This window comes from Limnospira fusiformis SAG 85.79, assembly GCF_012516315.1.
Taxonomy (GTDB): domain Bacteria; phylum Cyanobacteriota; class Cyanobacteriia; order Cyanobacteriales; family Microcoleaceae; genus Limnospira; species Limnospira fusiformis.
In genome coordinates this window covers 1588723-1610007 of record NZ_CP051185.1, presented here as the reverse complement: position 1 = coordinate 1610007, position 21285 = coordinate 1588723, and the positions used below count along the sequence as shown (strand labels likewise).

Below are 21285 nucleotides of genomic sequence, written 5' to 3'. Positions count from 1 at the left end.
AACCCTCCCCCTACTGGGAATCCCCGTGTTAGGCGGGGGGAGGATGTCAAATAGCTTAAAAATATGGTAAAAAACGGCAAGATTGAAGCCCCCAGAAGACTGGCAAAAACGATATGAGATCCCGTCAAGCCCCGGAAGATGATACCAGGGAACACAAGGGGGAATTATCCCCTATGCCCGCCGGGTTTCCAGTCCCGCCCAAAAAGCAAAGGGCGCGAGGCAAACTACAAAGCTATAAGTTGGTTGCGAGTTGTCTAATTGGATTAATTTTGGGGAGTTTAACCTGGTGGCGTTTAAATTCAATACCGGGGAATATTAGCCGTTAGTCAGCGGTTTTTGGTGGTGCGATCGCATTCCCGCCGTTTTTGGTGGTGCGATCGCATTTTCAGCCAATTTCACCAAATTTCGACCTCGAATAACGCGCCCAATGTAATGTAGGGGCGGGTGCAGCAGTCAGCCATCGAACACACCAGCCAATTATATACACCCGCCCTTTCCCGCCGTCGTTTTGAACAGGTGGTGCGATCGCATTTCAGCCAATTTCACCAAATTTCGACCTCGAATAACGCGCCCAATGTAATGTAGGGGCGGGTGCAGCAGTCAGCCATCGAACACACCAGCCAATTATATACACCCGCCCTTTCCCCGCCGCCGGTTTTTGTGGTGCGATCGCATTTCACCCAATTTCACCAAATTTCGACCTCGAATAACGCGCCCAATGTAGGGGCGGGTGCAGCAGTCAGCCATGGAACACACCAGCCAATTATATACACCCGCCCTTTCTTTCCCCGCCGCCGTTTTGTGTGGTGCGATCGCATTTTCAGCCAATTTCACCAAATTTCGACCTCGAATAACGCGCCCAATGTAATGTAGGGGCGGGTGCAGCAGTCAGCCATGGAACACACCAGCCAATTATATACACCCGCCCTTTCCCCACGGCGGTTTTGGGTGGTGCGATCGCATTTTCAGCCAATTTCACCAAATTTCGACCTCGAATAACGCGCCCAATGTAATGTAGGGGCGGGTGCAGCAGTCAGCCATGGAACACACCAGCCAATTATATACACCCGCCCTTTCCCCGCCGCCGTTTTGTGTGGTGCGATCGCATTTTCAGCCAATTTCACCAAATTTCGACCTCGAATAACGCGCCCAATGTAATGTAGGGGTGTTAAAGAAGAAGGGCGGGTGCAGGTAGTTGGCTGGTTTTTCCGATGGTGTTAAAGAAGAAGGGCGGGTGCAGGTAGTTGGCTGGTTTTTCCGATGGTGTTAAAGAAGAAGGGCGGGTGCAGGTAGTTGGCTGGTTTTTCCGATGGTGTTAAAGAAGAAGGGCGGGTGCAGGTAGTTGGCTGGTTTTCTCGATGGCGGATCTAGCACCCGCCCCTACTAGCACCGGCCTTTTTCCCGCCGCCGTTTTTTGTGGTGCGATCGCATTTTCAGCCAATTTCACCAAATTTCGACCTCGAATAACGCGCCCAATGTAATGTAGGGGCGGGTGCAGCAGTCAGCCATGGAACACACCAGCCAATTATATACACCCGCCCTTTCCCCGCCGCCGTTTTGTGTGGTGCGATCGCATTTTCAGCCAATTTCACCAAATTTCGACCTCGAATAACGCGCCCAATGTAATGTAGGGGTGTTAAAGAAGAAGGGCGGGTGCAGGTAGTTGGCTGGTTTTTCCGATGGTGTTAAAGAAGAAGGGCGGGTGCAGGTAGTTGGCTGGTTTTTCCGATGGTGTTAAAGAAGAAGGGCGGGTGCAGGTAGTTGGCTGGTTTTCTCGATGGCGGATCTAGCACCCGCCCCTACTAGCACCGGCCTTTTTCCCGCCGCCGTTTTTTGTGGTGCGATCGCATTTTCAGCCAATTTCACCAAATTTCGACCTCGAATAACGCGCCCAATGTAATGTAGGGGCGGGTGCAGCAGTCAGCCATGGAACACACCAGCCAATTATATACACCCGCCCTTTCCCCGCCGCCGTTTTGGGTGGTGCGATCGCATTTTCAGCCAATTTCACCAAATTTCGACCTCGAATAACGCGCCCAATGTAATGTAGGGGCGGGTGCAGCAGTCAGCTATCGAACACACCAGCCAGTTATATACACCCGCCCTTTCCCGCCGCCGTTTTTTGTGGTGCGATCGACTAATGGCTGAGGGAAGCGATCGAAAAAAAGGCTATCTACCGAAATTCGAGCGTGATGATTATAGCAAAGAATTAAGCAATCTGGCGGAGGTAGCGGAGGTAATTTTTCATTCTCCCGACCCGGTAAATGCCTCCAAAGAAACGCTAAATCCTTCGCGAGGTGGCAAACTAAAACAGTTTTTCAGGCAACTATTGAAGTGATATCCATCTATTAACTGAATGTACCCCCCAAAAGAAATGACGCTGCAACTGTTTCTACGGGAAGGGTTAGGACAGACCTGAGAAACCATGGATATGGTGACTTAACGCCAGAAAATCCGCACCGGGAAAACCCAGAAGGGGAAATTAATTTTTGACAGGTGGCTGGGGTAGGTGGAGGAGGTGAAACCCGCGACTGTGGGAAAGGATTACAATATTTATCACCCCCCAGTAGCCGACAGGGGTTTTTTATGGTTTCATACTCCCGATAACTACTTATGTTTAACCAACTGATGCGCCTGGTGCGCCGATTTCGTCAATGGTTTAAGCAACTGATGCACCTGGTGCGCCGATTTCTTCAATGGTTGACCCAGGTGGGGAATAAGTTACTCAACTTGCTGAACCCTCCCCCACCGCAGAGGTCAAACCCTCCCCGACTCCCCGACCATGAATATGAATGGTTATTTCGACAATTGCTGACTAAGGTAGGTCAAGGTTGGAACCGCGACCAGGTGATGGGTTGGCTGCGTCGGAATGAACACCGGGTGACGGAAAGCCAATGGCGGGAATGGTGTCCCCGGTTTCAGCATAGCGCTAAAGACCCAGAAATCTCCCGGCAGCTATCATTATTAAAGAAGTTAAATTGTGGCGCAATTTCCGAGATAGCGGCTTATTTATTACCGCCAGAAACTCCCCCCGAAGCAGCACCCCCCAACCCCGCCCCAACCTCGACTGATTCTCTCCCGACTGATGCTAAGAAATGGTTTAACGATGGATTACAACGATATGATAATGGTGATGTGCGTGGGGCTATATCCTCCTGGGAAAAAGCGATCGAATTTCAACCGGATGACCATAAAGCTTGGTATAACCGAGGGGTGGCGCTGTCTTATTCAGGAGAGTATAAACAAGCCATATACTCCTACGACCAAGCCCTAAAATATAAACCGGATTTACATAAAGCTTGGTTTAGCCGAGGAAATGCGCTGTCTTATTTAGGAGAGTATAAACAAGCGATATCCTCCTATGACCAAGCCCTAAAATATAAACCGGATTTACATAAAGCTTGGTTTAACCGAGGGAAGGCGCTGTCTTATTTAGGAGAGTATAAACAAGCGATATCCTCCTACGACGAAGCCCTAAAATATAAACCGGATGACCATGTAGCTTGGTATAACCGAGGGAATGCGCTGTATTATTTAGGAGAGTATAAACAAGCGATATCCTCCTATGACCAAGCCCTAAAATATAAACCGGATGACCATGTAGCTTGGTATAACCGAGGGAATGCGCTGTCTTATTTAGGAGAATATAAACAAGCGATATCCTCCTACGACGAAGCCCTAAAATATAAACCGGATTTCCATGTAGCTTGGTATAACCGAGGGAATGCGCTGTCTTATTTAGGAGAGTATAAACAAGCGATATCCTCCTACGACCAAGCCCTAAAATATAAACCGGATGACCATGTAGCTTGGTATAACCGAGGGAATGCGCTGTATCATTTAGGAGAGTATAAACAAGCGATATCCTCCTATGACCAAGCCCTAAAATATAAACCGGATGACCATGTAGCTTGGTATAACCGAGGGAATGCGCTGTCTTATTTAGGAGAGTATAAACAAGCGATATCCTCCTACGACCAAGCCCTAAAATATAAACCGGATGACCATGTAGCTTGGTATAACCGAGGGAATGCGCTGTATCATTTAGGAGAGTATAAACAAGCGATATCCTCCTATGACCAAGCCCTAAAATATAAACCGGATGACCATGTAGCTTGGTATAACCGAGGGAATGCGCTGTCTTATTTAGGAGAGTATAAACAAGCGATATCCTCCTACGACCAAGCCCTAAAATATAAACCGGATTTCCATGTAGCTTGGTTTAACCGAGGGGTGACGCTGAAGGATTTAGGAGAGTATAAACAAGCGATATCCTCCTACGACCAAGCCCTAAAATATAAACCGGATTTCCATGAAGCTTGGTATAACCGAGGGAATGCGCTGTATCATTTAGGAGAGTATAAACAAGCGATATCCTCCTACGACCAAGCCCTAAAATATAAACCGGATTTCCATGAAGCTTGGTATAACCGAGGGAATGCGCTGTATCATTTAGGAGAGTATAAACAAGCGATATCCTCCTATGACCAAGCCCTAAAATATAAACCGGATGACCATGTAGCTTGGTATAACCGAGGGAATGCGCTGTCTTATTTAGGAGAATATAAACAAGCGATATCCTCCTATGACCAAGCCCTAAAATATAAACCGGATTTACATGAAGCTTGGTATAACCGAGGGGTGACGCTGAAGGATTTAGGAGAGTATAAACAAGCGATATCCTCCTACGACCAAGCCCTAAAATATAAACCGGATTACCATAAAGCTTGGAATAACCGAGGGGTGGCGATGTATAATTTAGGAGAGTATCAACAAGCGATATCCTCCTACGACCAAGCCCTAAAATATAAACCGGATTTACATGAAGCTTGGTTTAACCGAGGGGTGGCGCTGTATAATTTAGGAGAGTATAAACAAGCGATATCCTCCTACGACCAAGCCCTAAAATATAAACCAGATTACCATAAAGCTTGGAATAACCGAGGGGTGGCGCTGTATAATTTAGGAGAGTATAAACAAGCGATATCCTCCTACGATCAAGCCCTAAAATATAAACCGGATTACCATAAAGCTAGGGTTAACAGAAGCAAAAATTCACGCATTGCTTAACCCGGAAACCGCCATGATTTATTGGTATTATGGCAACGATTATTTGATAACCTTTATCCTGACGGTAGACGACATGACGGCTATACCCTTATCGGCTTGGCAACAGAAACAACTGGAAACTTTCATCACGGATTGGCATCATGATTATCAGATTTATGGCTGGTGAATGATGAATCGTCGGCGGTATTGGCGATTAAGTTTTATCAGGAATATCTAGGGGGTGAAACGGCGGCGGTGGCTTTACATAAAGCGAAAAATTGGTTACGCTGTGAGGCGACCTGGGCAGAAATTGCCAAGGTTTATGAATCCTGTTTATCAGATCCTTTGAGTGAGAGTAATCAGGGAATTTTAGCCAAGGCTTTAGGACGGATTGAAAGACAGGAAAACCCGGAAGTTATGCCGTTTTCTGATGTTTATCATTGGGGGAGTTTGGTGATTTCGGGTTATTAAGCTAAGGGGGAGTCACTGAGTCTCCTGGGTAGGAGTGACGGGGGGTCACGGACAGGATAAATTAATTATCAAATGGGTGTATACAGATGACCGAGACTGTGGTAGAATTTAGGAGTAGGCGATCGCTCGAAATCGTCGAAGTCGCCTGAATCTTTGACGGCATCTTCCACCCTCATAAATTAATTAGCTATGACTCCCAACCAGAAAATAACCATAACGGCATTTATTCACGCTTTAGCCCGTTTTAACAAAAAGTTGCCAATTAGTGTGTATAATCAATTGGCGGCGATTTCCGATGTGGCTAATCATACCAAACAATTAGAGGCGATCGCCATGAATGATACAGACTTAGCCCTATTATATGAGGAGGAGTGCGATCGCCTAATGCAGGGAAGCGATCGCCAAAAAGGCTATCTACCGATATTCGAGAGTGATGATTATAGCACAGAATTAAGCAATACGGTGGAGGTAATTTGTCATTCTCCCGACCCGGTAAAAGCCTCAAAAGATGCGCTAAATCCTTCGGGAGGTGGCAAACTAAAAGAGTTTTTTAGCCAACTATTTAAGTCATCTCCATCTATCTAAGTTAACTGAATGTATCCCCTAAAAGAAATCACACTGCAACTGTTTCTGTATGACTTACGGGAAGGGTTAGGACAAACCTCAAAAAGCATAAAGTTTAATCGCTATTATTTTTGGCGGCGGTTTCATCATGACCTGCAAAAACCATATAGTGACTTAACGCCAGAAAATAAGCAAAAACTGAAAAAATATGCTAACAGCGAAAACCCCGAAAGCGATATTGTGCGGTTAGACTATCAGGAGGGGGAACAACCTCTAATGGGGATAGAATATGTGTTAGTGGCATCGCAATTGGGGGATAGCTATAGTTTAATCATTGATGCCTATGATAGCGAATATCAGAAAACCAGTTTAAGTCAACTGAAAAAATACATTGAGGAAAGGATTAATAACACTCCCTCAAGCCTAGGTCAAACTTGGTTATTGTGGGGTCAACTTGACGGGAAATATTCCCCAGAGAAAGTTAATGAAATTGCCGAAAAGAGTTATACAGAAATCGCCAATAAACCCCTACCCTGGAAAAAAGATAATCAATTGAGTTTCCCAGGGAATAAACTGTTAGGGGGCGATTTATTTGAAATAACCCAGTTAGTTTCGGTGAAAGATTGGGAAAATTTACTGATACTGATTGATAATGAAAAACCGGAAGACCTGCGAAATTATCCCCGGTTAAATGATGAACATAAGTCACTGCTGATAAAGGACATTCAAAACAGTTTAGGAGAATGCCATTATTTAATTTGGCTATTACCAGCAGAGTGCGACTTAACGGCAATGAAAGATAAAATTCAGGAAATACAGACCCATTTTCATCGCCTGTTATCCTATCGCCATAAGATTATTTGGGCTTATAGCCAAAGTCGGATTTTGAAACGCCGATTAAAAGACAATTATCAAACGATTCAAAAATCGGTCTTAACAATTCGCCAACAGCGGAAAAACCCGGAAGATTTACAAGAGGCTTTAGAAAAGACGCTACAAATATTAGGGAATTATGCGATCGATTTAAGTCAACTGCATTCCCAGTTAAGGACAATTACGATTAATTTAACCAACTATCGACAAAGGTTAAAAGAATTTGCGAAGGTAGACCCAAATTGTGAGTTAACTACGTTTGCTGAGTTTAGTAAATTGGCAGCACAAAAGTATGAAAGACAGGTAAAAACGGACTATGAGAGTTTAAGTCCGGGGATGATTTTATTAGAAAATCTGATTAAGACGATTGAGGGAATTGTGGAAATTAATCAAGCGAAAAGAGAAGATCGGCTAGAAAGGGCGATCGCTGCTGCTAGTATAGGAGTGGGTACAGGATCGGCGGCGGCTTCATCAATCGCGAATTATTCGGAGGGTATATTAACGGAAATAAACCCGTTTTTACCCTCACAGAATAAGGAAGAAGCGCCAACGATTCATCCGGCATCAACGGCAAGTTTGACGTTTATTATTAGTTGTGTAATTGGGTTAATTTTGGGGTGGTTAACCTGGTGGCGGTTAAATTCAAGACCTGGGTAGGTTGGGTGAAACCCAACATCACTGAGAGATGTTGTTGTTGGGTTCCCATACTCCACCCAACCTACTAAATAGGCTCGGCGCCGGAAATGCGATCGCCCTACTCACTTTCGAGGAATTCGAGCTGGGTAGGTTGGGTGAAACCCAACATCACTGAGAGATGTTGTTGTTGGGTTCCCATACTCCACCCAACCTACTAAATAGGCTCGGCGCCGGAAATGCGATCGCCCTACTCACTTTCGATAAATTCGAGCTGGGTAGGTTGGGTGAAACCCAACATCACTGAGAGATGTTGTTGTTGGGTTCCCATACTCCACCCAACCTACTAAATAGGCTCGGCGCCGGAAATGCGATCGCCCTACTCACTTTCGAGGAATTCGAGCTGGGTAGGTTGGGTGAAACCCAACATCACTGAGAGATGTTGTTGTTGGGTTCCCATACTCCACCCAACCTACTAAATAGGCTCGGCGCCGGAAATGCGATCGCCCTACTCACTTTCGAGGAATTCGAGCTGGGTAGGTTGGGTGAAACCCAACATCACTGAGAGATGTTGTTGTTGGGTTCCCATACTCCACCCAACCTACTAAATAGGCTCGGCGCCGGAAATGCGATCGCCCTACTCACTTTCGAAGAAATTCGAGCTGGGTAGGTTGGGTGAAACCCAACATCACTGAGAGATGTTGTTGTTGGGTTCCCATACTCCACCCAACCTACTAAATAGGCTCGGCGCCCGAAATGCGATCGCCCTACTCACTTTCGAGGAATTCGAGCTGGGTAGGTTGGGTGAAACCCAACATCACTGAGAGATGTTGTTGTTGGGTTCCCATACTCCACCCAACCTACTAAATAGGCTCGGCGCCGGAAATGCGATCGCCCTACTCACTTTCGAGGAATTCGAGCTGGGTAGGTTGGGTGAAACCCAACATCACTGAGAGATGTTGTTGTTGGGTTCCCATACTCCACCCAACCTACTAAATAGGCTCGGCGCCGGAAATGCGATCGCCCTACTCACTTTCGAGGAATTCGAGCTGGGTAGGTTGGGTGAAACCCAACATCACTGAGAGATGTTGTTGTTGGGTTCCCATACTCCACCCAACCTACTAAATAGGCTCGGCGCCGGAAATGCGATCGCCCTACTACTTTGGAGGACTTTCGAGGAATTCGAGCTGGGTAGGTTGGGTGAAACCCAACATCACTGAGAGATGTTGTTGTTGGGTTCCCATACTCCACCCAACCTACTAAATAGGCTCGGCGCCGGAAATGCGATCGCCCTACTCACTTTCGAGGAATTCGAGCTGGGTAGGTTGGGTGAAACCCAACATCACTGAGAGATGTTGTTGTTGGGTTCCCATACTCCACCCAACCTACTAAATAGGCTCGGCGCCGGAAATGCGATCGCCCTACTCACTTTCGAGGAATTCGAGCTGGGTAGGTTGGGTGAAACCCAACATCACTGAGAGATGTTGTTGTTGGGTTCCCATACTCCACCCAACCTACTAAATAGGCTCGGCGCCGGAAATGCGATCGCCCTACTCACTTTCGAGGAATTCGAGCTGGGTAGGTTGGGTGAAACCCAACATCACTGAGAGATGTTGTTGTTGGGTTCCCATACTCCACCCAACCTACTAAATAGCAACAGCGAGAGGAGTTTATTGCTCATCACGTTCTTGGTAGCCGTAAGTTTTTTTCTGGTGAAGCCAATTTTCTTCAAGGCTCTGGATATGGTGCGAGGAGAGATGTCGTCATCCCAAAGTTCAGCCATTTGAGCGGAGGTTTGATCGCCATGCTCTTGGGCAAAAGCCTTGAATTTATGCCAGTCGGTAATTTTGTGGTTATTGCCAGGTGGGTGATTAGGTTTAGGGAGGAAGTCTCCGGTCTGTGCTTTTCTTTGCAGCCAGAGATTAATGGTGTTCCGGCTGACATGGAAAACTTGACTGGCTTCTGTTTTGGGCATACCGTCTAGTTCAATTGCATCAATAACTTTTTGTCTGAGGTCGTAACTATAGGGGGCTGGCATTTTTGGTCTTCTTAGTCATCTCGTCCTCTCCATTATACGTCCTAACTTTCCTGTCTTGTGCTATATAAACAGTTATAGGGATGGTCAGAGCTTAACCTCTTATATCCAGCGAATCGGGGCTGGAATCCTCACCCGGTGGTTATTTCAGCCATTCCAGCCTTATTTCATACCCGAACGTCTTGCACTATCCCAATCATTATAGCACTACGAGAGTAGGTTATGAAGTATACAGCTTGTTCGATATTTAATTAGTACAGTAACTGCATTTAGTAAACCAGTTCTTAAACGTATTTGTTCCCATCAGCATTAGAGCCAGTTTAATTAACTGTTCTAGTGCTTCCATTGCTCGTGTTGGAAACATTCTGACCACTGACTTAACCGTTGACCACAACATTTCAATAGGATTGAAATCTGGTGAGTAGGGTGGTAAATATTCTACTCTGGCTCCCGTAGCAGTGATCATTTCTTCAATGCCCTCCATTTTATGGATATTAAGGTTATCCATAACTACGACATCCCCTGGATTCAGTCTCGGAACCAAGTCCTGTTCAATAAAATCCTGAAAATCTTTACCTTTCATAGAGCCTTCTATGACTTTTTTAGCTACCACTCTTTCGATACTTATGGCTCCAATTCAGGTAATTTTTCTGCCTTAATAAAAGGGTCTTAAACATCATGCTTTTTTGCCTTTTTTACTCCTAGCCATAGAGGGACTCATCCCTACACAGAAAGCTGTCTCATCAATGAATATCATTTTTGAGGTACATCTCTCACCCGCTCTCGGTAATCAAATCGCTGTTGTTGACCTTCTTCCGTTGCTACCTTTTCTGACCGGTAAGTTTTTTTTAAGAGTTAGTTCTTCTTTTTTGAGGAATTCACACATTCCTCCGACGCTGACATAAACATCCAGCTCATTTAGGAGATGTTCTCGATACTGTCGAACTGTCCCATCTGGGTAATCTTGTACCATCTGAATAATAAAGTCTCGATAAGATTATAGCTGGCTAGGACGATTTAGCCCGGGCTTTTGAGGAGTTATATCTTGAGTTTCTCGAGATTTTTTGATATAACTATGAACAGTAGCAGGACTCATCATAAATTGCTCTGCAAGTTGCCTAATTGAGCCTTAGCCTAATTGATAGGCGGTGACCACTTTTTTCCTAAGAGCAACAGAATAACGGCTCATGGGTGAATCCAGTTGGAATTGAGTTTAGCCCTAGTTTATCACCAAGTTGTTATAGGTATTCATTGTTACACATATTTAATGAACAAGCTGTAATTGATAGAAATGAAGCAGGGAAAGGGAGTATGACAGCACCATTAAGTAATGATTGGCGGAAACGGGCGATCGCGGCGGTCAAAAGCGGACAGAAGAAAAGTCGAGTCGCCCGTCAGTTTTAAATCAGTCGAAATACTTTGGACTTGTGGCTCAAAAGAGAAGAGGAAACGGGAAGCTATCAAGCAATTCAGCCTCATCAAAAAGGGCCGAAACCCAAAATCCCAGATGAAAATCGATTCAGAGAGTTGATTTGGAAACATAAAGACAAGACACAAAAGCAAATCGCCGAACTTTGGGGAGAAGGTGTGACCCAACAGAATGTCGGCAATGCTTGTCAAAAGTGGGGGATAACTCGCAAAAAAAACTTACTGATATGAAGAAAGGGGATGAAGAGAAAAGGAGAAAATTTGAGGAAAAGTTATCAAAAACGGATAAAAAAAGGTTGATTTATGTGGATGAATCGGGATTTGACAATCGAGATGATTATCCATTAGGCTATAGTCCAAAAGGAGAAAGGTGTCATGCACTCAAGTCGGGAAAAAGGACAGAAAGAGTCAGTTGGATCGGTGCTTTAGGATGGCCCAAGTTGTTCACCCCTTTGACTTTTGAAGGGTCATGTAACCGAAACTTATTTGAAGCGTGGCTTGACCGATGTTTGCTCCCTCAGCTAGAAGAGGGAGATATTATTATTCTTGACAATGGGAGTTTTCATCACGGTGAAAGCATAAAAGAAATGGTAGAAGAAGTGGGATGCGAAATCTGGTACTTGCCAGCTTATTCACCAGATTTGAATAAAATTGAAAATTGGTGGTCTCCCTTAAAGACATGGATGAGACCAAAACTTAAAGACTTTGAAGCGGTGAGAGAATGTGTAGATGCAGCGTTCAAAAGCTGTACTAATGTATTTGCGTATTGCTATATTTGATGAAAAAGGCTGACCAAGCCCTATATCGTGCTAAAGCTGCCGGACGAAATAAAGTTCAATACTCAACTACACTCACAAACCGGATTCAGCTACCTTAATCACTGAACCCGGAATTGAGAAGTTTTAGGAAATCTTCGCCACGTCAGCAAATCGAATTTTCAAATAATCTTCCTCCATTTTCGCCCCGGAAGGCTGCAAAGCCGCTAACGCTTGGGGTAAAACTAAATTGCGGCGGTGGTTCCCAATACGGATATTTAACTCATCACCCGTCTTGTTTAACTGTATCTGTTCCTTGGGAATTCCCGGTAAATATAACTCCAAACTATAGTATTCTTTATCTTGGATAACCCGCATAGTATTTTCCTGATAATAAACCAGAGTCGGGTCTTCATCTTTATACAAAATATCCTTGAGTTGCTCTAAGGCTTCAAAACCGCACATTTCCTTAGTAAATAGTTCTACTTCTTTGACAGGAAGAGGGCGGAAATTATCATGTATTTCCTGGCGATATTGCTGTTGGTTCTCCTTCCAGCGTTGGAAAAATGGATCGGTTACTGAGTCGGGGATAATCCGATTCGCAATCACTAAATCCGTGGCTACATTGTACAAACTCAGATAAGCATGGGCGCGCAAGGATTCTTTAATTACCATTTTTTCTGGGTTAGTTACCAGACGCACTGAGGTTTTCTGATTATCAGTTAATACCTTTTCTAAGGCTTCGATTTGCTCGTAAAATTCATAGGGTGCATCCATTACTTCTTTGTCCGGGAGGGAAAAACCAGCAATAGGTTTAAAGATGGGTTCCACTAAAGGACGCAGAGCGGCCGACATCCCTTGTAACGGTTTATAAAATTTTCTCATATACCACCCACCTACCTCCGGCAAACTTAATAGGCGCAGAGCAGTCCCTGTGGGCGCTGAGTCAATGATGAGAACCTCAAATTCCCCCTCGTCATAGTGCCGCTTCATTCGCACCAAGCCGAAAATTTCGTCCATTCCGGGAAGGATAGCCAATTCCTCGGCTTGAACGCCATCAAGTCCCCGCGCTTGCAGAACTTGAGTGATATAGCGTTTGACAGCCCCCCAGTTTCCCTCTAATTCCATCAGTGCGTCTAGTTCTGCGCCCCATAGGTTGGGTTTCACCTGGCGAGGTTCATGGCCGAGGGGTTCATCAAAACTATCTGCTAGGGAGTGGGCTGGGTCTGTACTTAATACCAGGGTTTTATAGCCTAGTTCGGCACACCGTAAGCCTGTAGCCGCGGCAACGGAGGTTTTACCAACGCCTCCTTTTCCGGTCATTAAAATCACGCGCATATAGTTTTGAGTCCCGCTTAAAATATGTTTACATTATTCTAACGTTTAGGGCTGTTTTGTTGAAAAAGCTGTTTGACTACGGCGAGGCGGGAACAGTTCCAGTAGTCTATGTGGCGGTCAATTAAGCCTTCTGGGTTGATGTGTAGGTGGCTGTAACCGGGGATGGATAGTCGCGGAGCCCAGGGCAGTACAGATACGGTCCAACTGAGAGTCCATTGGGTCTCGATGGTGTCCCCAGATTCCGAAATATCATGTAAGTCTAATTGGATATCCTGAAACCAGGTGGCCATGAAGTTGATCATTTTTTGATAGCGATCGCATCCCGAAAATTCATTAACAGGGTCTTTAAAATAAACGTTGTCTGCATAAATACTATAGGTTTGATTATCGGGAAAGTTTTGATAATCTTGTTTGATGGTTTCAATGAGATGGTGAGCAACCATAGGATTAATTTGAGTTTTTTTTGATGGGATTGTAGCCGATATTTCTCGGATTACTAAAGATATGAAATATCCCTAAATATCGCCGTCAATTTATGGCACAGGTTGACGGGATTATAACATTTATGGTAAAATATGTCAATGGCTATGTATATATCAGTTTTCCCGTTACAACTAATAATGATAATGGTGGCGCAACTGGGTTTAATGATATGTATAAATACTCTAGGCAACCATTTTGGTTATGGATAGTTCAATAATGATTAAATCCTGGTTATTATGGGACTAGCATATATCAAAATCCCGGTTGATGATTAGTGTTGATCAATCAGCCGAAAATTCGGAAAGTTCAATTCACAGGAGTAAAAATACCTTATGACCAATTCGGAAATTCCCACATCGAAACCTATCAGAGATTCTCTCCATCATACCATTGTGGTCGTGGGTGGGGGAGCGGCTGGTATAACTGTGGCAGCCCAAATTTTACAACAAGATAGTAGCCTAGATATAGCTATTATTGAACCCTCAGATAAACACTACTATCAACCAGCTTGGACTTTAGTAGGTGGTGGTGCTTATCGTCTTGAAGATACTATCCGGGAGGAAAAAGACTGTATTCCGGCGGGTGCTACCTGGTTGAAAGCAGCAGCAAAAACCTTTGAACCAGAGCAAAATCTAGTGATTCTCGAAGATGGACGAGCCGTCCACTATGATTATCTGATAGTTTGTCCAGGGATTCAAATAGACTGGGATAAAGTAGAAGGGTTAACAGATGCGATCGGGAAAAATGGCGTAACTAGCAACTATTCTAAAGAGTATGCACCGTATACCTGGGAAGTGATCAAGAATTTTCCAGGTGGGAATGCTATTTTCACTTTTCCGGCGACTCCTATTAAGTGTGCGGGAGCGCCTCAAAAAATCATGTATTTGGCGGATGATACTTTCATCAAAAATGGAGTTAAGAATAAGTCGAATGTGATTTATGCCACTCCGGGAGCCAAAATTTTTGGGATAACAGGCTACTGTGAATCTTTAGAAAAGATTGCCGCGCGCCGAAATATTGATGTCAAATATAAGCATAATCTGAAAGCGATTATTCCCTCAAGCCAGGAAGCAGTTTTTGAAAAAACCACGGAGGCGGGAGTAGAGGAAATCAGGATTAAATATGATATGATTCATGTCACGCCGCCAATGAGTGCCCCTGATTTTATTAAAAACAGTCCTTTAGCGGTGAAAGAGGGACCCACGAAAGGTTGGGTAGATGTAGACAAATACACGCTGCAACATAATGTTTATCCGAATGTTTTTAGCTTAGGGGATGCTTCGTCTCTTCCCAATTCTAAAACGGCGGCTGCTATTCGGCGACAAGCACCCGCATTAGTGGAGAATTTGTTAGCGGTGATGGCTGCTAAACAACTAGGGGGAAAATATGGCGGGTATGCTTGCTGTCCGTTGGTAACAGGTTATGGGCGGACAATTATGGCAGAGTTTGATTATGATGGTGTTCCGAAATCTAGTTTTCCATTCGACCCGACGGAAGAACGTTATAGTATGTGGTTAGTGAAGCGCTATGTTTTGCCTTGGCTGTATTGGAATCGGATGTTAAAAGGGAAACCGTTTGAGGCGGATATGTTAGCGGGAATCAAATCTTAGGCTAACTTGTCAATACTGAGTAAATCCCGACACTGACCTAGGCAATTAGGGACAGTGGCGGGTGATTAATTAGGAAGCTAGAATGCTTCTTGAAGAACTCGGAGCTTTTCAAACTGTTTGTTTTGCTGATTTATCTGAACCGATAGGGAATCACAGACTAACTCACACAACTCAAATAGGAAAGGATTAGCAATTTCATAATAAACATTAACCCCCTGTTGCCGGCGAGTGACAATCCCAGCTTGAGCAAGCATTTTTAAGTGTTTGGAAACGTTAGCTTGTCCTAAACCAGTGGCTTCAATAATTTGAGTAACATTTTTGGCACCAGTTTTTAAGCAGCAAACAATCTGGAGGCGACTGACTTCGGAAAGAACCTTAAAAAAGTCAGCCATAAGAGTCAATGCCTCGGGTGGAAGTTTGGAGACTCCGCACTCCCCAGAATTGGATTCAAGCTGGAATTGTGATGCTTTGACGGAAGATTTTGTCATGATTAAGTTAGGTGAGTTGAATAAGTTATAGGAAAGGTGTGCTTACTATATTACCACACAGTAGAGGTTGTTGTCTCATTTATTTGAGGCTGATTTATGATGGGTAGAGTAGCGATCGCCTCAAGGAACCCGAAAGGAAACCCCGGCTTTAAGCTACAATTGAGGAAGTGTATGACATTGTATTAGGTATCGCCATCAGGTAATTAAGCAATCTGGCCAACTACCCTCACCCCCCCATCCCATGACTGATTCGACCGATGACACAATTTTAATTGTCGAGGATAACCGCTCAAATCTGAGTTTGATTGCGGATACGATCGCCAATGTGGGTTGTAAAATAGCGATCGCCACCAATGGCATTGAAGCGATCGCCCAAGCGGAAGCGATCCAACCGGATCTGATTCTGCTGGATATCGTCATGCCTAAGATGGACGGCTTTGAAACCTGTCGCCGTCTGAAACAGAACCCTTCAACCTGTAATATCCCAGTAATTCTGATGACAGCCCTAGACGATACGGCCGATAAGGTGAAAGGCTTATCCCTAGGAGCAGTAGACTATATTACGAAACCGTTTCAGCCAGAAGAAGTGCTGGCCCGTGTTAATGTACATTTAAAGATCCGTTACCTAACCCAACAACTAGCCGATCGCAACTTCCAACTAGAACAGAGAGTAGCGGAACGCACCCACGAACTAACCCAGGCCCTAGATAACCTGCGAAAATTTCAACTACAACTGGTTCAGAGTGAAAAAATGTCTACCTTGGGTCAACTGGTGGCTGGGGTAGCCCATGAAATCAATAATCCGATTGGTTTTATCGAAGCGAATTTGAGTCATGCGAGTATTTATGTGTTCGACTTGCTGAAACACCTGCAAATGTACCAGCAGATGTTCCCGGACCCACCGCCGGATCTTGAACATCACGCGGAGGATATCGATCTTGAATATCTGATGGAGGATCTACCTCAACTGATTGCTTCCATGCGAGTGGGGACAGAACGCATCCGCAATATTAGCCAAAGTCTGAGGACTTTCTCACGCTCCGATGAGAATAATGTGGTATTGTTCGACTTGCATCAAGGTATTGAAAGCACTTTGCTAATTTTACAGCATCGATTAAAAGCGAATCCCGATCGACCTGCGATCATGGTGATTAAAGAATATGGGTACCTTCCGCCGATTAGATGCTACCCCAGCCAGATGAATCAGGTATTCATGAATTTGATCACTAATGGTATTGATGCGATCGAGTATGCTAGTGAGGGTTCCAGCTATGAGGACTTAGAGAAAGACCCCCACTGGATCAAAATTACCACTGAGCTGGGAGAAGATGGCACATCAGCAGTGATTAGGATTGAAGATAATGGAATTGGTATGACTGCACAAGTGCAAGAGAAAATTTTTGATTATCTATTTACGACTAAATCTATTGGTAAGGGTACAGGTATTGGGTTAGCTATCTCTCGCCATATTATCGAAGAAAAACACCGAGGTAAGTTAACCTGTACCTCCCAAATCGACTCAGGGGCTAGGTTCACGATTACTATTCCACTGGTAACGGAGGACTCGGATTAGACCATCCATTCGGAAGCCCTACCCCCCAAGTCAATGGGAATACTGACGGCTTTTCCTAGCCGGGGGCGATCGCGAGTGTTCAGGATATAATTGGTAACCTGTTCTGCTCCTCCCAAACTGGTGAGATAATCAGCGATCGCATTGAGGTGATCGAGATACTCAGCCTCACCCAAATGAAAAGAAGCCTGTTCTAGGTACTTCCACATAACTTGGACAAAAATTTTGCCCCGCGTCCGCCGCAGTTGGATATCATAGGAGACTCCCCACTTGTTTAACAGAAGTTGTCGTAAGTCCTGGCCCGTCATAAGCACCTCTTGCATGGACTGAGAAAGAACTGAGAATCCTCGCGCCGTTTGTCGTGGGAATGTGAAAAGTTGCATGATCTGGAAATACTCGATAGCCGCTTTGGCCGACTCTATTTAAAGGGCGGATGTAGCGGCAAAGGCGAATAAATTCGCTTACCTACTATTGCTATCTTTTCATTGATATGCCATAATAGCATAACCTTGTTAAGTTGGGCAATAATTGTATACAAGTTCAAAATAAAAGCCAAACCATCTCAGTACCAAGCTATAGATGAGGCTATTCGCACATCTCAGTTCATCCAAAACAAATGTTTGCGCTATTGGATGGACAATAAGAGGGTGGGAAAATATGACCTTAATAAATATTGTGCTGTCTTAGCGGCTGAGTTTCCTTGGGCTAATGAATTGAACTCGATGGCTACACAATCAGCGGCTGAACGCGCTTGGTTGGCTATTTCTCGCTTCTACGATAACTGTCAGAAAAAAGTTAAGGGGAAAAAGGGATTTCCTAAGTTCAAGAAAAATGCTCGCTCAGTTGAATATAAAACTAGCGGATGGAAACTTTCGGAAACCAGAAAAGCTATTACCTTTTCTGACAAAAAAGGTATCGGAACTCTGAAATTCAAGGGAACCTGGGACCTCAACTACTACGATATCAAGCAAATTAAACGAGTCCGATTAGTCCGCCGGGCTGACGGATACTATGCTCAATTTGCGATCGCTGTCAATGTCAGGATAGAGACTGAACCCACTCATAAAATAGTAAGTTTAGACTTAGGAATTAGATAATTTATTGCTGACAATAAAGGCAATGTTGAACCATCTCCCAAGTTCTACCGCCAAGCTGAAAAGCAGTTAAAGAGAGCCAATCGAAAGAAGTCTAAAAAGTACAGTCCAGCTAAAAAAACAGCCCAAAAAAAGCAATCAAACAACTATCACCAAGCTAGAAATAGATATGCTCGTAAGCATTTAAGAGTAAGTAGGCAGCGAAAAGAATATTGCAAGAGATTGGCGTATTCCGTTATCCAATCTAACGATTTGGTCGCCTATGAAGATTTGAACAAAAATAGCGACGCATTCCCCCACCTCGCCGAACGGCAGGTGGGGGTCAAGGAGCTGCCGATCTGACAAGCCTTGGGGTAACAAGCGCGTTATGGCAACCAACAAATCCACATCAATCGTCCGTACAGACCGATGGAATCTTAACCCGACAGCAGCAGCGCGAGTGCTGTTGAGCCAAACGGTTGAGGTCTCCCGTCGTGTCTGTCGGCATTTGATAGGAATTATCTTAACTCATTGGCCGTCTCTCGGAGGGTTATCGAGTCAAAAACGGGTTCTAGTCGTTGAGAAACTGATTCACCAAACCGCCAAGAACCCCAACCCCAAATACCGGCAATTTGACCAGACCTTTTACAAGTTCCCCAGCTATTACCGGAGGGCAGCGATTGTCTTGGCCGCCGGCCAAGTCAGTAGCTAAATTGACGGATTAAGCATCATTTAGGGAAGCGATCGCCTCTATAGCAGCCTCCAAAGCGATCGCCAGATGAGTCCAATGAGTCCCCCCCTGACAGAAAACAATATAGGGTTCTCGCAAAGGACCATCAGCGGAAAACTCAGAGGTACTACCATCAATAAAAGTCCCCCCCGCCATAACCAACTCACTCTCATATCCAGGCATTTCCCCAGGAACCGGGTCAAGATAGGACCCAATAGGGGAAAACTTCTGCCAAATGCGACAAAAAGCCACCAACTTATCGGGTGAACCCAACTCGATCGCCTGAATAATATCGCGCCGAGGTATCAGAGGCGCAGGATTAACCCGATAACCAAACTGGTCAAACACATAAGCAATCAAATGTCCTCCCTTAACCGCTTCCGCCACCATCTGAGGCGCAAGAAATAGCCCCTGAAACAGCAATCGGTATTGTTCAAAGGTTGCCCCCCCACTGCTACCAATACCGGGCGCGGTGAGGCGACAGGCGGCCGCTTCTACCAATTCTGAACGCCCAGCCACATAACCCCCCGCCGCGGCAATAGTACCCCCCGGATTTTTAATCAGGGAACCTGCCATCAAATCAGCCCCCACCGCCGTCGGTTCCAGGTCTTCCACAAACTCGCCATAGCAGTTGTCCACAAAACAGATGGTATCAGGATTTTGTGCCTTCACCATCTGCACAACCCTCTCAATATCAGCAATGGAAAGGGAATTGCGCCAGGAATAGCCACAGGACCGCTGAATCAAAACCAAACGAGTATGGGGTGCGATCGCTGTTGATAAAGCCGACCAATCCAAACTTCCATCAGCACAAAGATCTAATTGTCGGTAAAGTATGCCAAACTCTATTAAGGAACCTTGACCTTTTCCGCGTAAACCGATAACCTCTTCGAGGGTATCGTAGGGAGAACCAACTACGGCCAGCATCTCATCCCCTGGACGCAGACACCCAAAAAGGGCACAGGCGATCGCATGAGTTCCAGAAACAAACTGGACTCTTACCGCCGCCGCCTCTGCGCCCATAACATCCGCAAACACGCGATCGAAAGTTTGACGACCGAGATCATCGTGTCCGTAGCCGGAAACTCCGGCAAAATGATGGGTTCCTACCCGGTGAGTACGGAAAGCATCTAACACTCGTCGGAGGTGATGCTTGACCTTAGCGTCAATTCCCGAAAAAATTGGGGATAATGCCTGTGGCGCTTCATGTAGCGACTCTATGCTGTGTCTCATTACCTGACTAAAGCTGAATTAGGGGTGCTGCATATTATGCCGCCAACAGGTCCGGTCTGTTCAAAAATTTGATATTCATGACGATTGCAACTGAAACCAAACTCAAACTCGACTGGATGACCATAGTATTTATGGCATTCCTCCACATTGGCGCACTTTTTGTGCTAGTCCCAAGTAATTTTAGCTGGGCTGCAGTTGGTCTGGCTTTATTTTTGCACTGGGTAACTGGTGGCTTAGGAATTACCCTAGGGTTTCACCGCTTAATCACCCACCGCAGTTTTGAAACTCCCAAATGGCTAGAATATTTCTTGGCTTTTTGCGGCACTTTAGCCTGTCAAGGAGGACCTATCCAGTGGGTCGGTTTACACCGTATGCACCATCTGTACTCTGATCAAACCCTTGACCCCCACGACTCTAACAAGGGTTTTTGGTGGAGTCACATGGGTTGGATGTTGCGGGAAATTCCTGCTGATGCTGATGTTCCCCGCTTTACCAAAGATATCAACGAAGACCCAGTTTATCTGTTCCTGCAAAATTATTTCATTCCCATCCAAGTCGCCTTGGGTGTGGTTTTATATCTTCTCGGAGGATGGCCGTTGGTCGTCTGGGGCATCTTTTTCCGCATCGTTGTGGTTTTTCATTGTACCTGGTTTGTCAATAGCGCTACTCACAAGTTTGGCTATCAAACATATCAATCTAATGATAACTCGAAAAATTGTTGGTGGGTTGCTCTTGTCACCTATGGGGAAGGCTGGCACAATAATCACCATGCTTTCCAATATTCCGCCCGTCATGGCCTGAAATGGTGGGAAATTGATTTAACCTGGATGACTATTCAACTTCTACAATTTTTGGGTTTGGCTAAAAAAGTTAAATTGGTGGAAAACTAGCCCCGGCGACAAAAGTTGTTCCTGAGTAGGTCAGAAGCTAACTTAGACTCTGACAGCCGGGT

The 21285-nt window shown here is 45.1% G+C and carries 24 protein-coding genes and 1 pseudogene; 16 read left to right on the top strand and 9 right to left on the bottom strand.

Annotated elements, in window-relative coordinates; all coding sequences use genetic code 11:
* The first annotated feature begins 444 nt into the window (after positions 1-444).
* Entirely contained in the window at positions 445-585 is a 141-nt protein-coding gene (locus HFV01_RS07665) for a hypothetical protein (RefSeq protein WP_160162576.1), read from the top strand.
* 6 nt (positions 586-591) lie between these two features.
* Positions 592-873, top strand: coding sequence for a hypothetical protein (locus tag HFV01_RS07660; protein WP_193520973.1), 282 nt, complete (start codon positions 592-594; stop codon positions 871-873).
* A 442-nt stretch (positions 874-1315) separates the two neighbouring features.
* Here the strand turns inward: HFV01_RS07660 and HFV01_RS30295 are convergent, their stop codons facing one another.
* Both HFV01_RS30295 and HFV01_RS30290 read right to left on the bottom strand, forming a co-directional pair.
* Positions 1316-1450, bottom strand: a complete 135-nt coding sequence (locus HFV01_RS30295; protein WP_280949148.1) for a hypothetical protein — start codon at positions 1448-1450, stop codon at positions 1316-1318.
* 284 nt (positions 1451-1734) lie between these two features.
* Complete coding sequence (locus HFV01_RS30290; RefSeq protein WP_280949148.1) at positions 1735-1869, bottom strand: hypothetical protein; 135 nt, start codon at positions 1867-1869, stop codon at positions 1735-1737.
* 187 nt (positions 1870-2056) lie between these two features.
* Here HFV01_RS30290 and HFV01_RS07655 point away from each other — a divergent pair, with 187 nt between their 5' ends.
* The 6 genes from HFV01_RS07655 to HFV01_RS07630 all read left to right on the top strand — a co-directional run bounded on the left by HFV01_RS07655 (position 2057) and on the right by HFV01_RS07630 (position 7614).
* On the top strand, positions 2057-2338 hold the full coding sequence (locus tag HFV01_RS07655) for a hypothetical protein (RefSeq protein WP_318286216.1): 282 nt from the start codon (positions 2057-2059) through the stop codon (positions 2336-2338).
* A gap of 275 nt (positions 2339-2613) precedes the next feature.
* On the top strand, positions 2614-5070 hold the full coding sequence (locus HFV01_RS07650) for a tetratricopeptide repeat protein (RefSeq protein ID WP_193520972.1): 2457 nt from the start codon (positions 2614-2616) through the stop codon (positions 5068-5070).
* 13 nt (positions 5071-5083) lie between these two features.
* Complete coding sequence (locus HFV01_RS07645) at positions 5084-5236, top strand: hypothetical protein (protein WP_187758458.1); 153 nt, start codon at positions 5084-5086, stop codon at positions 5234-5236.
* On the top strand, positions 5233-5520 hold the full coding sequence (locus tag HFV01_RS07640; RefSeq protein WP_111893123.1) for a CHAT domain-containing protein: 288 nt from the start codon (positions 5233-5235) through the stop codon (positions 5518-5520). Before HFV01_RS07645 ends, HFV01_RS07640 begins: the two co-directional genes overlap by 4 nt.
* Before the next feature lie 189 nt (positions 5521-5709).
* On the top strand, positions 5710-6105 hold the full coding sequence (locus tag HFV01_RS07635) for a hypothetical protein (protein ID WP_193520971.1): 396 nt from the start codon (positions 5710-5712) through the stop codon (positions 6103-6105).
* Between the two features lie 9 nt (positions 6106-6114).
* Positions 6115-7614: a hypothetical protein gene (locus tag HFV01_RS07630; RefSeq protein WP_193520970.1), complete on the top strand. Its 1500-nt coding sequence runs from the start codon at positions 6115-6117 to the stop codon at positions 7612-7614.
* A gap of 1649 nt (positions 7615-9263) precedes the next feature.
* Here the strand turns inward: HFV01_RS07630 and HFV01_RS07625 are convergent.
* Both HFV01_RS07625 and HFV01_RS31985 read right to left on the bottom strand, forming a co-directional pair.
* Positions 9264-9628, bottom strand: a pseudogene (locus HFV01_RS07625) (IS630 transposase-related protein); the annotation flags it as partial.
* Between the two features lie 244 nt (positions 9629-9872).
* Positions 9873-10238 carry a transposase gene (locus tag HFV01_RS31985; protein WP_071533577.1) on the bottom strand — a complete coding sequence of 122 codons (366 nt, stop codon included), beginning with the start codon at positions 10236-10238 and terminating at the stop codon, positions 9873-9875.
* 812 nt (positions 10239-11050) lie between these two features.
* Here HFV01_RS31985 and HFV01_RS30285 point away from each other — a divergent pair.
* Together HFV01_RS30285 and HFV01_RS07615 are read left to right on the top strand one after the other, a co-directional pair.
* Positions 11051-11284, top strand: a complete 234-nt coding sequence (locus tag HFV01_RS30285; protein WP_006624522.1) for a COG3415 family protein — start codon at positions 11051-11053, stop codon at positions 11282-11284.
* On the top strand, positions 11248-11832 hold the full coding sequence (locus HFV01_RS07615) for an IS630 family transposase (protein ID WP_230428070.1): 585 nt from the start codon (positions 11248-11250) through the stop codon (positions 11830-11832). The genes HFV01_RS30285 and HFV01_RS07615 overlap by 37 nt, the downstream gene beginning before the upstream one ends.
* Positions 11833-11955: 123 nt before the next feature.
* Here HFV01_RS07615 and HFV01_RS07610 read toward each other — a convergent pair whose 3' ends face one another.
* Both HFV01_RS07610 and HFV01_RS07605 read right to left on the bottom strand, forming a co-directional pair.
* A complete protein-coding gene (locus HFV01_RS07610; protein WP_006617008.1) occupies positions 11956-13146 on the bottom strand; it encodes a TRC40/GET3/ArsA family transport-energizing ATPase in 1191 nt (396 codons plus the stop codon).
* A 38-nt stretch (positions 13147-13184) separates the two neighbouring features.
* Complete coding sequence (locus tag HFV01_RS07605) at positions 13185-13589, bottom strand: C6orf136 family protein (protein ID WP_006624519.1); 405 nt, start codon at positions 13587-13589, stop codon at positions 13185-13187.
* 372 nt (positions 13590-13961) lie between these two features.
* On the opposite strand from HFV01_RS07605, the gene HFV01_RS07600 reads away from it, so the two are divergent.
* Positions 13962-15239 carry an NAD(P)/FAD-dependent oxidoreductase gene (locus HFV01_RS07600; RefSeq protein ID WP_006624518.1) on the top strand — a complete coding sequence of 426 codons (1278 nt, stop codon included), beginning with the start codon at positions 13962-13964 and terminating at the stop codon, positions 15237-15239.
* Between the two features lie 77 nt (positions 15240-15316).
* On the opposite strand, the gene HFV01_RS07595 is transcribed toward HFV01_RS07600, so the two are convergent.
* Positions 15317-15631 (bottom strand): ArsR/SmtB family transcription factor, encoded by a 315-nt coding sequence (locus HFV01_RS07595; RefSeq protein WP_006617011.1) that lies wholly within the window; start codon positions 15629-15631, stop codon positions 15317-15319.
* A 337-nt stretch (positions 15632-15968) separates the two neighbouring features.
* On the opposite strand from HFV01_RS07595, the gene HFV01_RS07590 reads away from it, so the two are divergent.
* Positions 15969-17300, top strand: coding sequence for a hybrid sensor histidine kinase/response regulator (locus HFV01_RS07590; protein WP_006624514.1), 1332 nt, complete (start codon positions 15969-15971; stop codon positions 17298-17300).
* Here the strand turns inward: HFV01_RS07590 and HFV01_RS07585 are convergent.
* Entirely contained in the window at positions 17297-17605 is a 309-nt protein-coding gene (locus HFV01_RS07585) for a DUF3067 family protein (protein ID WP_006670351.1), read from the bottom strand. The genes HFV01_RS07590 and HFV01_RS07585 overlap by 4 nt on opposite strands.
* A 324-nt stretch (positions 17606-17929) precedes the next feature.
* Between HFV01_RS07585 and HFV01_RS07580 the strand changes: the two genes are divergently transcribed.
* From HFV01_RS07580 to HFV01_RS32290, 3 genes are read left to right on the top strand one after another with little or no spacing between them, the layout of a single operon-like run.
* Complete coding sequence (locus HFV01_RS07580; RefSeq protein WP_006670350.1) at positions 17930-18394, top strand: transposase; 465 nt, start codon at positions 17930-17932, stop codon at positions 18392-18394.
* Positions 18395-18397: 3 nt separating this feature from the next.
* The gene (locus HFV01_RS31655) at positions 18398-18733 is read left to right on the top strand and encodes a transposase (protein ID WP_338085930.1); all 336 of its coding nucleotides are present in this window, start codon (positions 18398-18400) and stop codon (positions 18731-18733) included.
* A 25-nt stretch (positions 18734-18758) separates the two neighbouring features.
* Positions 18759-19082: a hypothetical protein gene (locus HFV01_RS32290; RefSeq protein ID WP_006670349.1), complete on the top strand. Its 324-nt coding sequence runs from the start codon at positions 18759-18761 to the stop codon at positions 19080-19082.
* Between the two features lie 9 nt (positions 19083-19091).
* Here HFV01_RS32290 and HFV01_RS07575 read toward each other — a convergent pair whose 3' ends face one another.
* On the bottom strand, positions 19092-20333 hold the full coding sequence (locus HFV01_RS07575) for a methionine gamma-lyase family protein (protein WP_006624510.1): 1242 nt from the start codon (positions 20331-20333) through the stop codon (positions 19092-19094).
* 77 nt (positions 20334-20410) lie between these two features.
* Between HFV01_RS07575 and HFV01_RS07570 the strand changes: the two genes are divergently transcribed.
* The gene (locus HFV01_RS07570) at positions 20411-21223 is read left to right on the top strand and encodes an acyl-CoA desaturase (protein WP_006624509.1); all 813 of its coding nucleotides are present in this window, start codon (positions 20411-20413) and stop codon (positions 21221-21223) included.
* The last annotated feature ends 62 nt before the right edge of the window (positions 21224-21285 follow it).

What these genes read in the sequence shown, in the direction of transcription:
- HFV01_RS07650 (WP_193520972.1), top strand. Translation starts at nt 2,614, where the DNA reads ATGTTTAACCAACTGATGCGCCTGGTGCGCCGATTTCGTCAATGGTTT.
- HFV01_RS07645 (WP_187758458.1), top strand. Translation starts at nt 5,084, where the DNA reads ATGATTTATTGGTATTATGGCAACGATTATTTGATAACCTTTATCCTG.
- HFV01_RS07635 (WP_193520971.1), top strand. Translation starts at nt 5,710, where the DNA reads ATGACTCCCAACCAGAAAATAACCATAACGGCATTTATTCACGCTTTA.
- HFV01_RS07630 (WP_193520970.1), top strand. Translation starts at nt 6,115, where the DNA reads ATGTATCCCCTAAAAGAAATCACACTGCAACTGTTTCTGTATGACTTA.
- HFV01_RS07610 (WP_006617008.1), bottom strand. Translation starts at nt 13,146, where the DNA reads ATGCGCGTGATTTTAATGACCGGAAAAGGAGGCGTTGGTAAAACCTCC.
- HFV01_RS07605 (WP_006624519.1), bottom strand. Translation starts at nt 13,589, where the DNA reads ATGGTTGCTCACCATCTCATTGAAACCATCAAACAAGATTATCAAAAC.
- HFV01_RS07600 (WP_006624518.1), top strand. Translation starts at nt 13,962, where the DNA reads ATGACCAATTCGGAAATTCCCACATCGAAACCTATCAGAGATTCTCTC.
- HFV01_RS07595 (WP_006617011.1), bottom strand. Translation starts at nt 15,631, where the DNA reads ATGGCTGACTTTTTTAAGGTTCTTTCCGAAGTCAGTCGCCTCCAGATT.
- HFV01_RS07590 (WP_006624514.1), top strand. Translation starts at nt 15,969, where the DNA reads ATGACTGATTCGACCGATGACACAATTTTAATTGTCGAGGATAACCGC.
- HFV01_RS07585 (WP_006670351.1), bottom strand. Translation starts at nt 17,605, where the DNA reads ATGACGGGCCAGGACTTACGACAACTTCTGTTAAACAAGTGGGGAGTC.
- HFV01_RS07580 (WP_006670350.1), top strand. Translation starts at nt 17,930, where the DNA reads ATGGACAATAAGAGGGTGGGAAAATATGACCTTAATAAATATTGTGCT.
- HFV01_RS32290 (WP_006670349.1), top strand. Translation starts at nt 18,759, where the DNA reads ATGGCAACCAACAAATCCACATCAATCGTCCGTACAGACCGATGGAAT.
- HFV01_RS07575 (WP_006624510.1), bottom strand. Translation starts at nt 20,333, where the DNA reads ATGAGACACAGCATAGAGTCGCTACATGAAGCGCCACAGGCATTATCC.
- HFV01_RS07570 (WP_006624509.1), top strand. Translation starts at nt 20,411, where the DNA reads ATGACGATTGCAACTGAAACCAAACTCAAACTCGACTGGATGACCATA.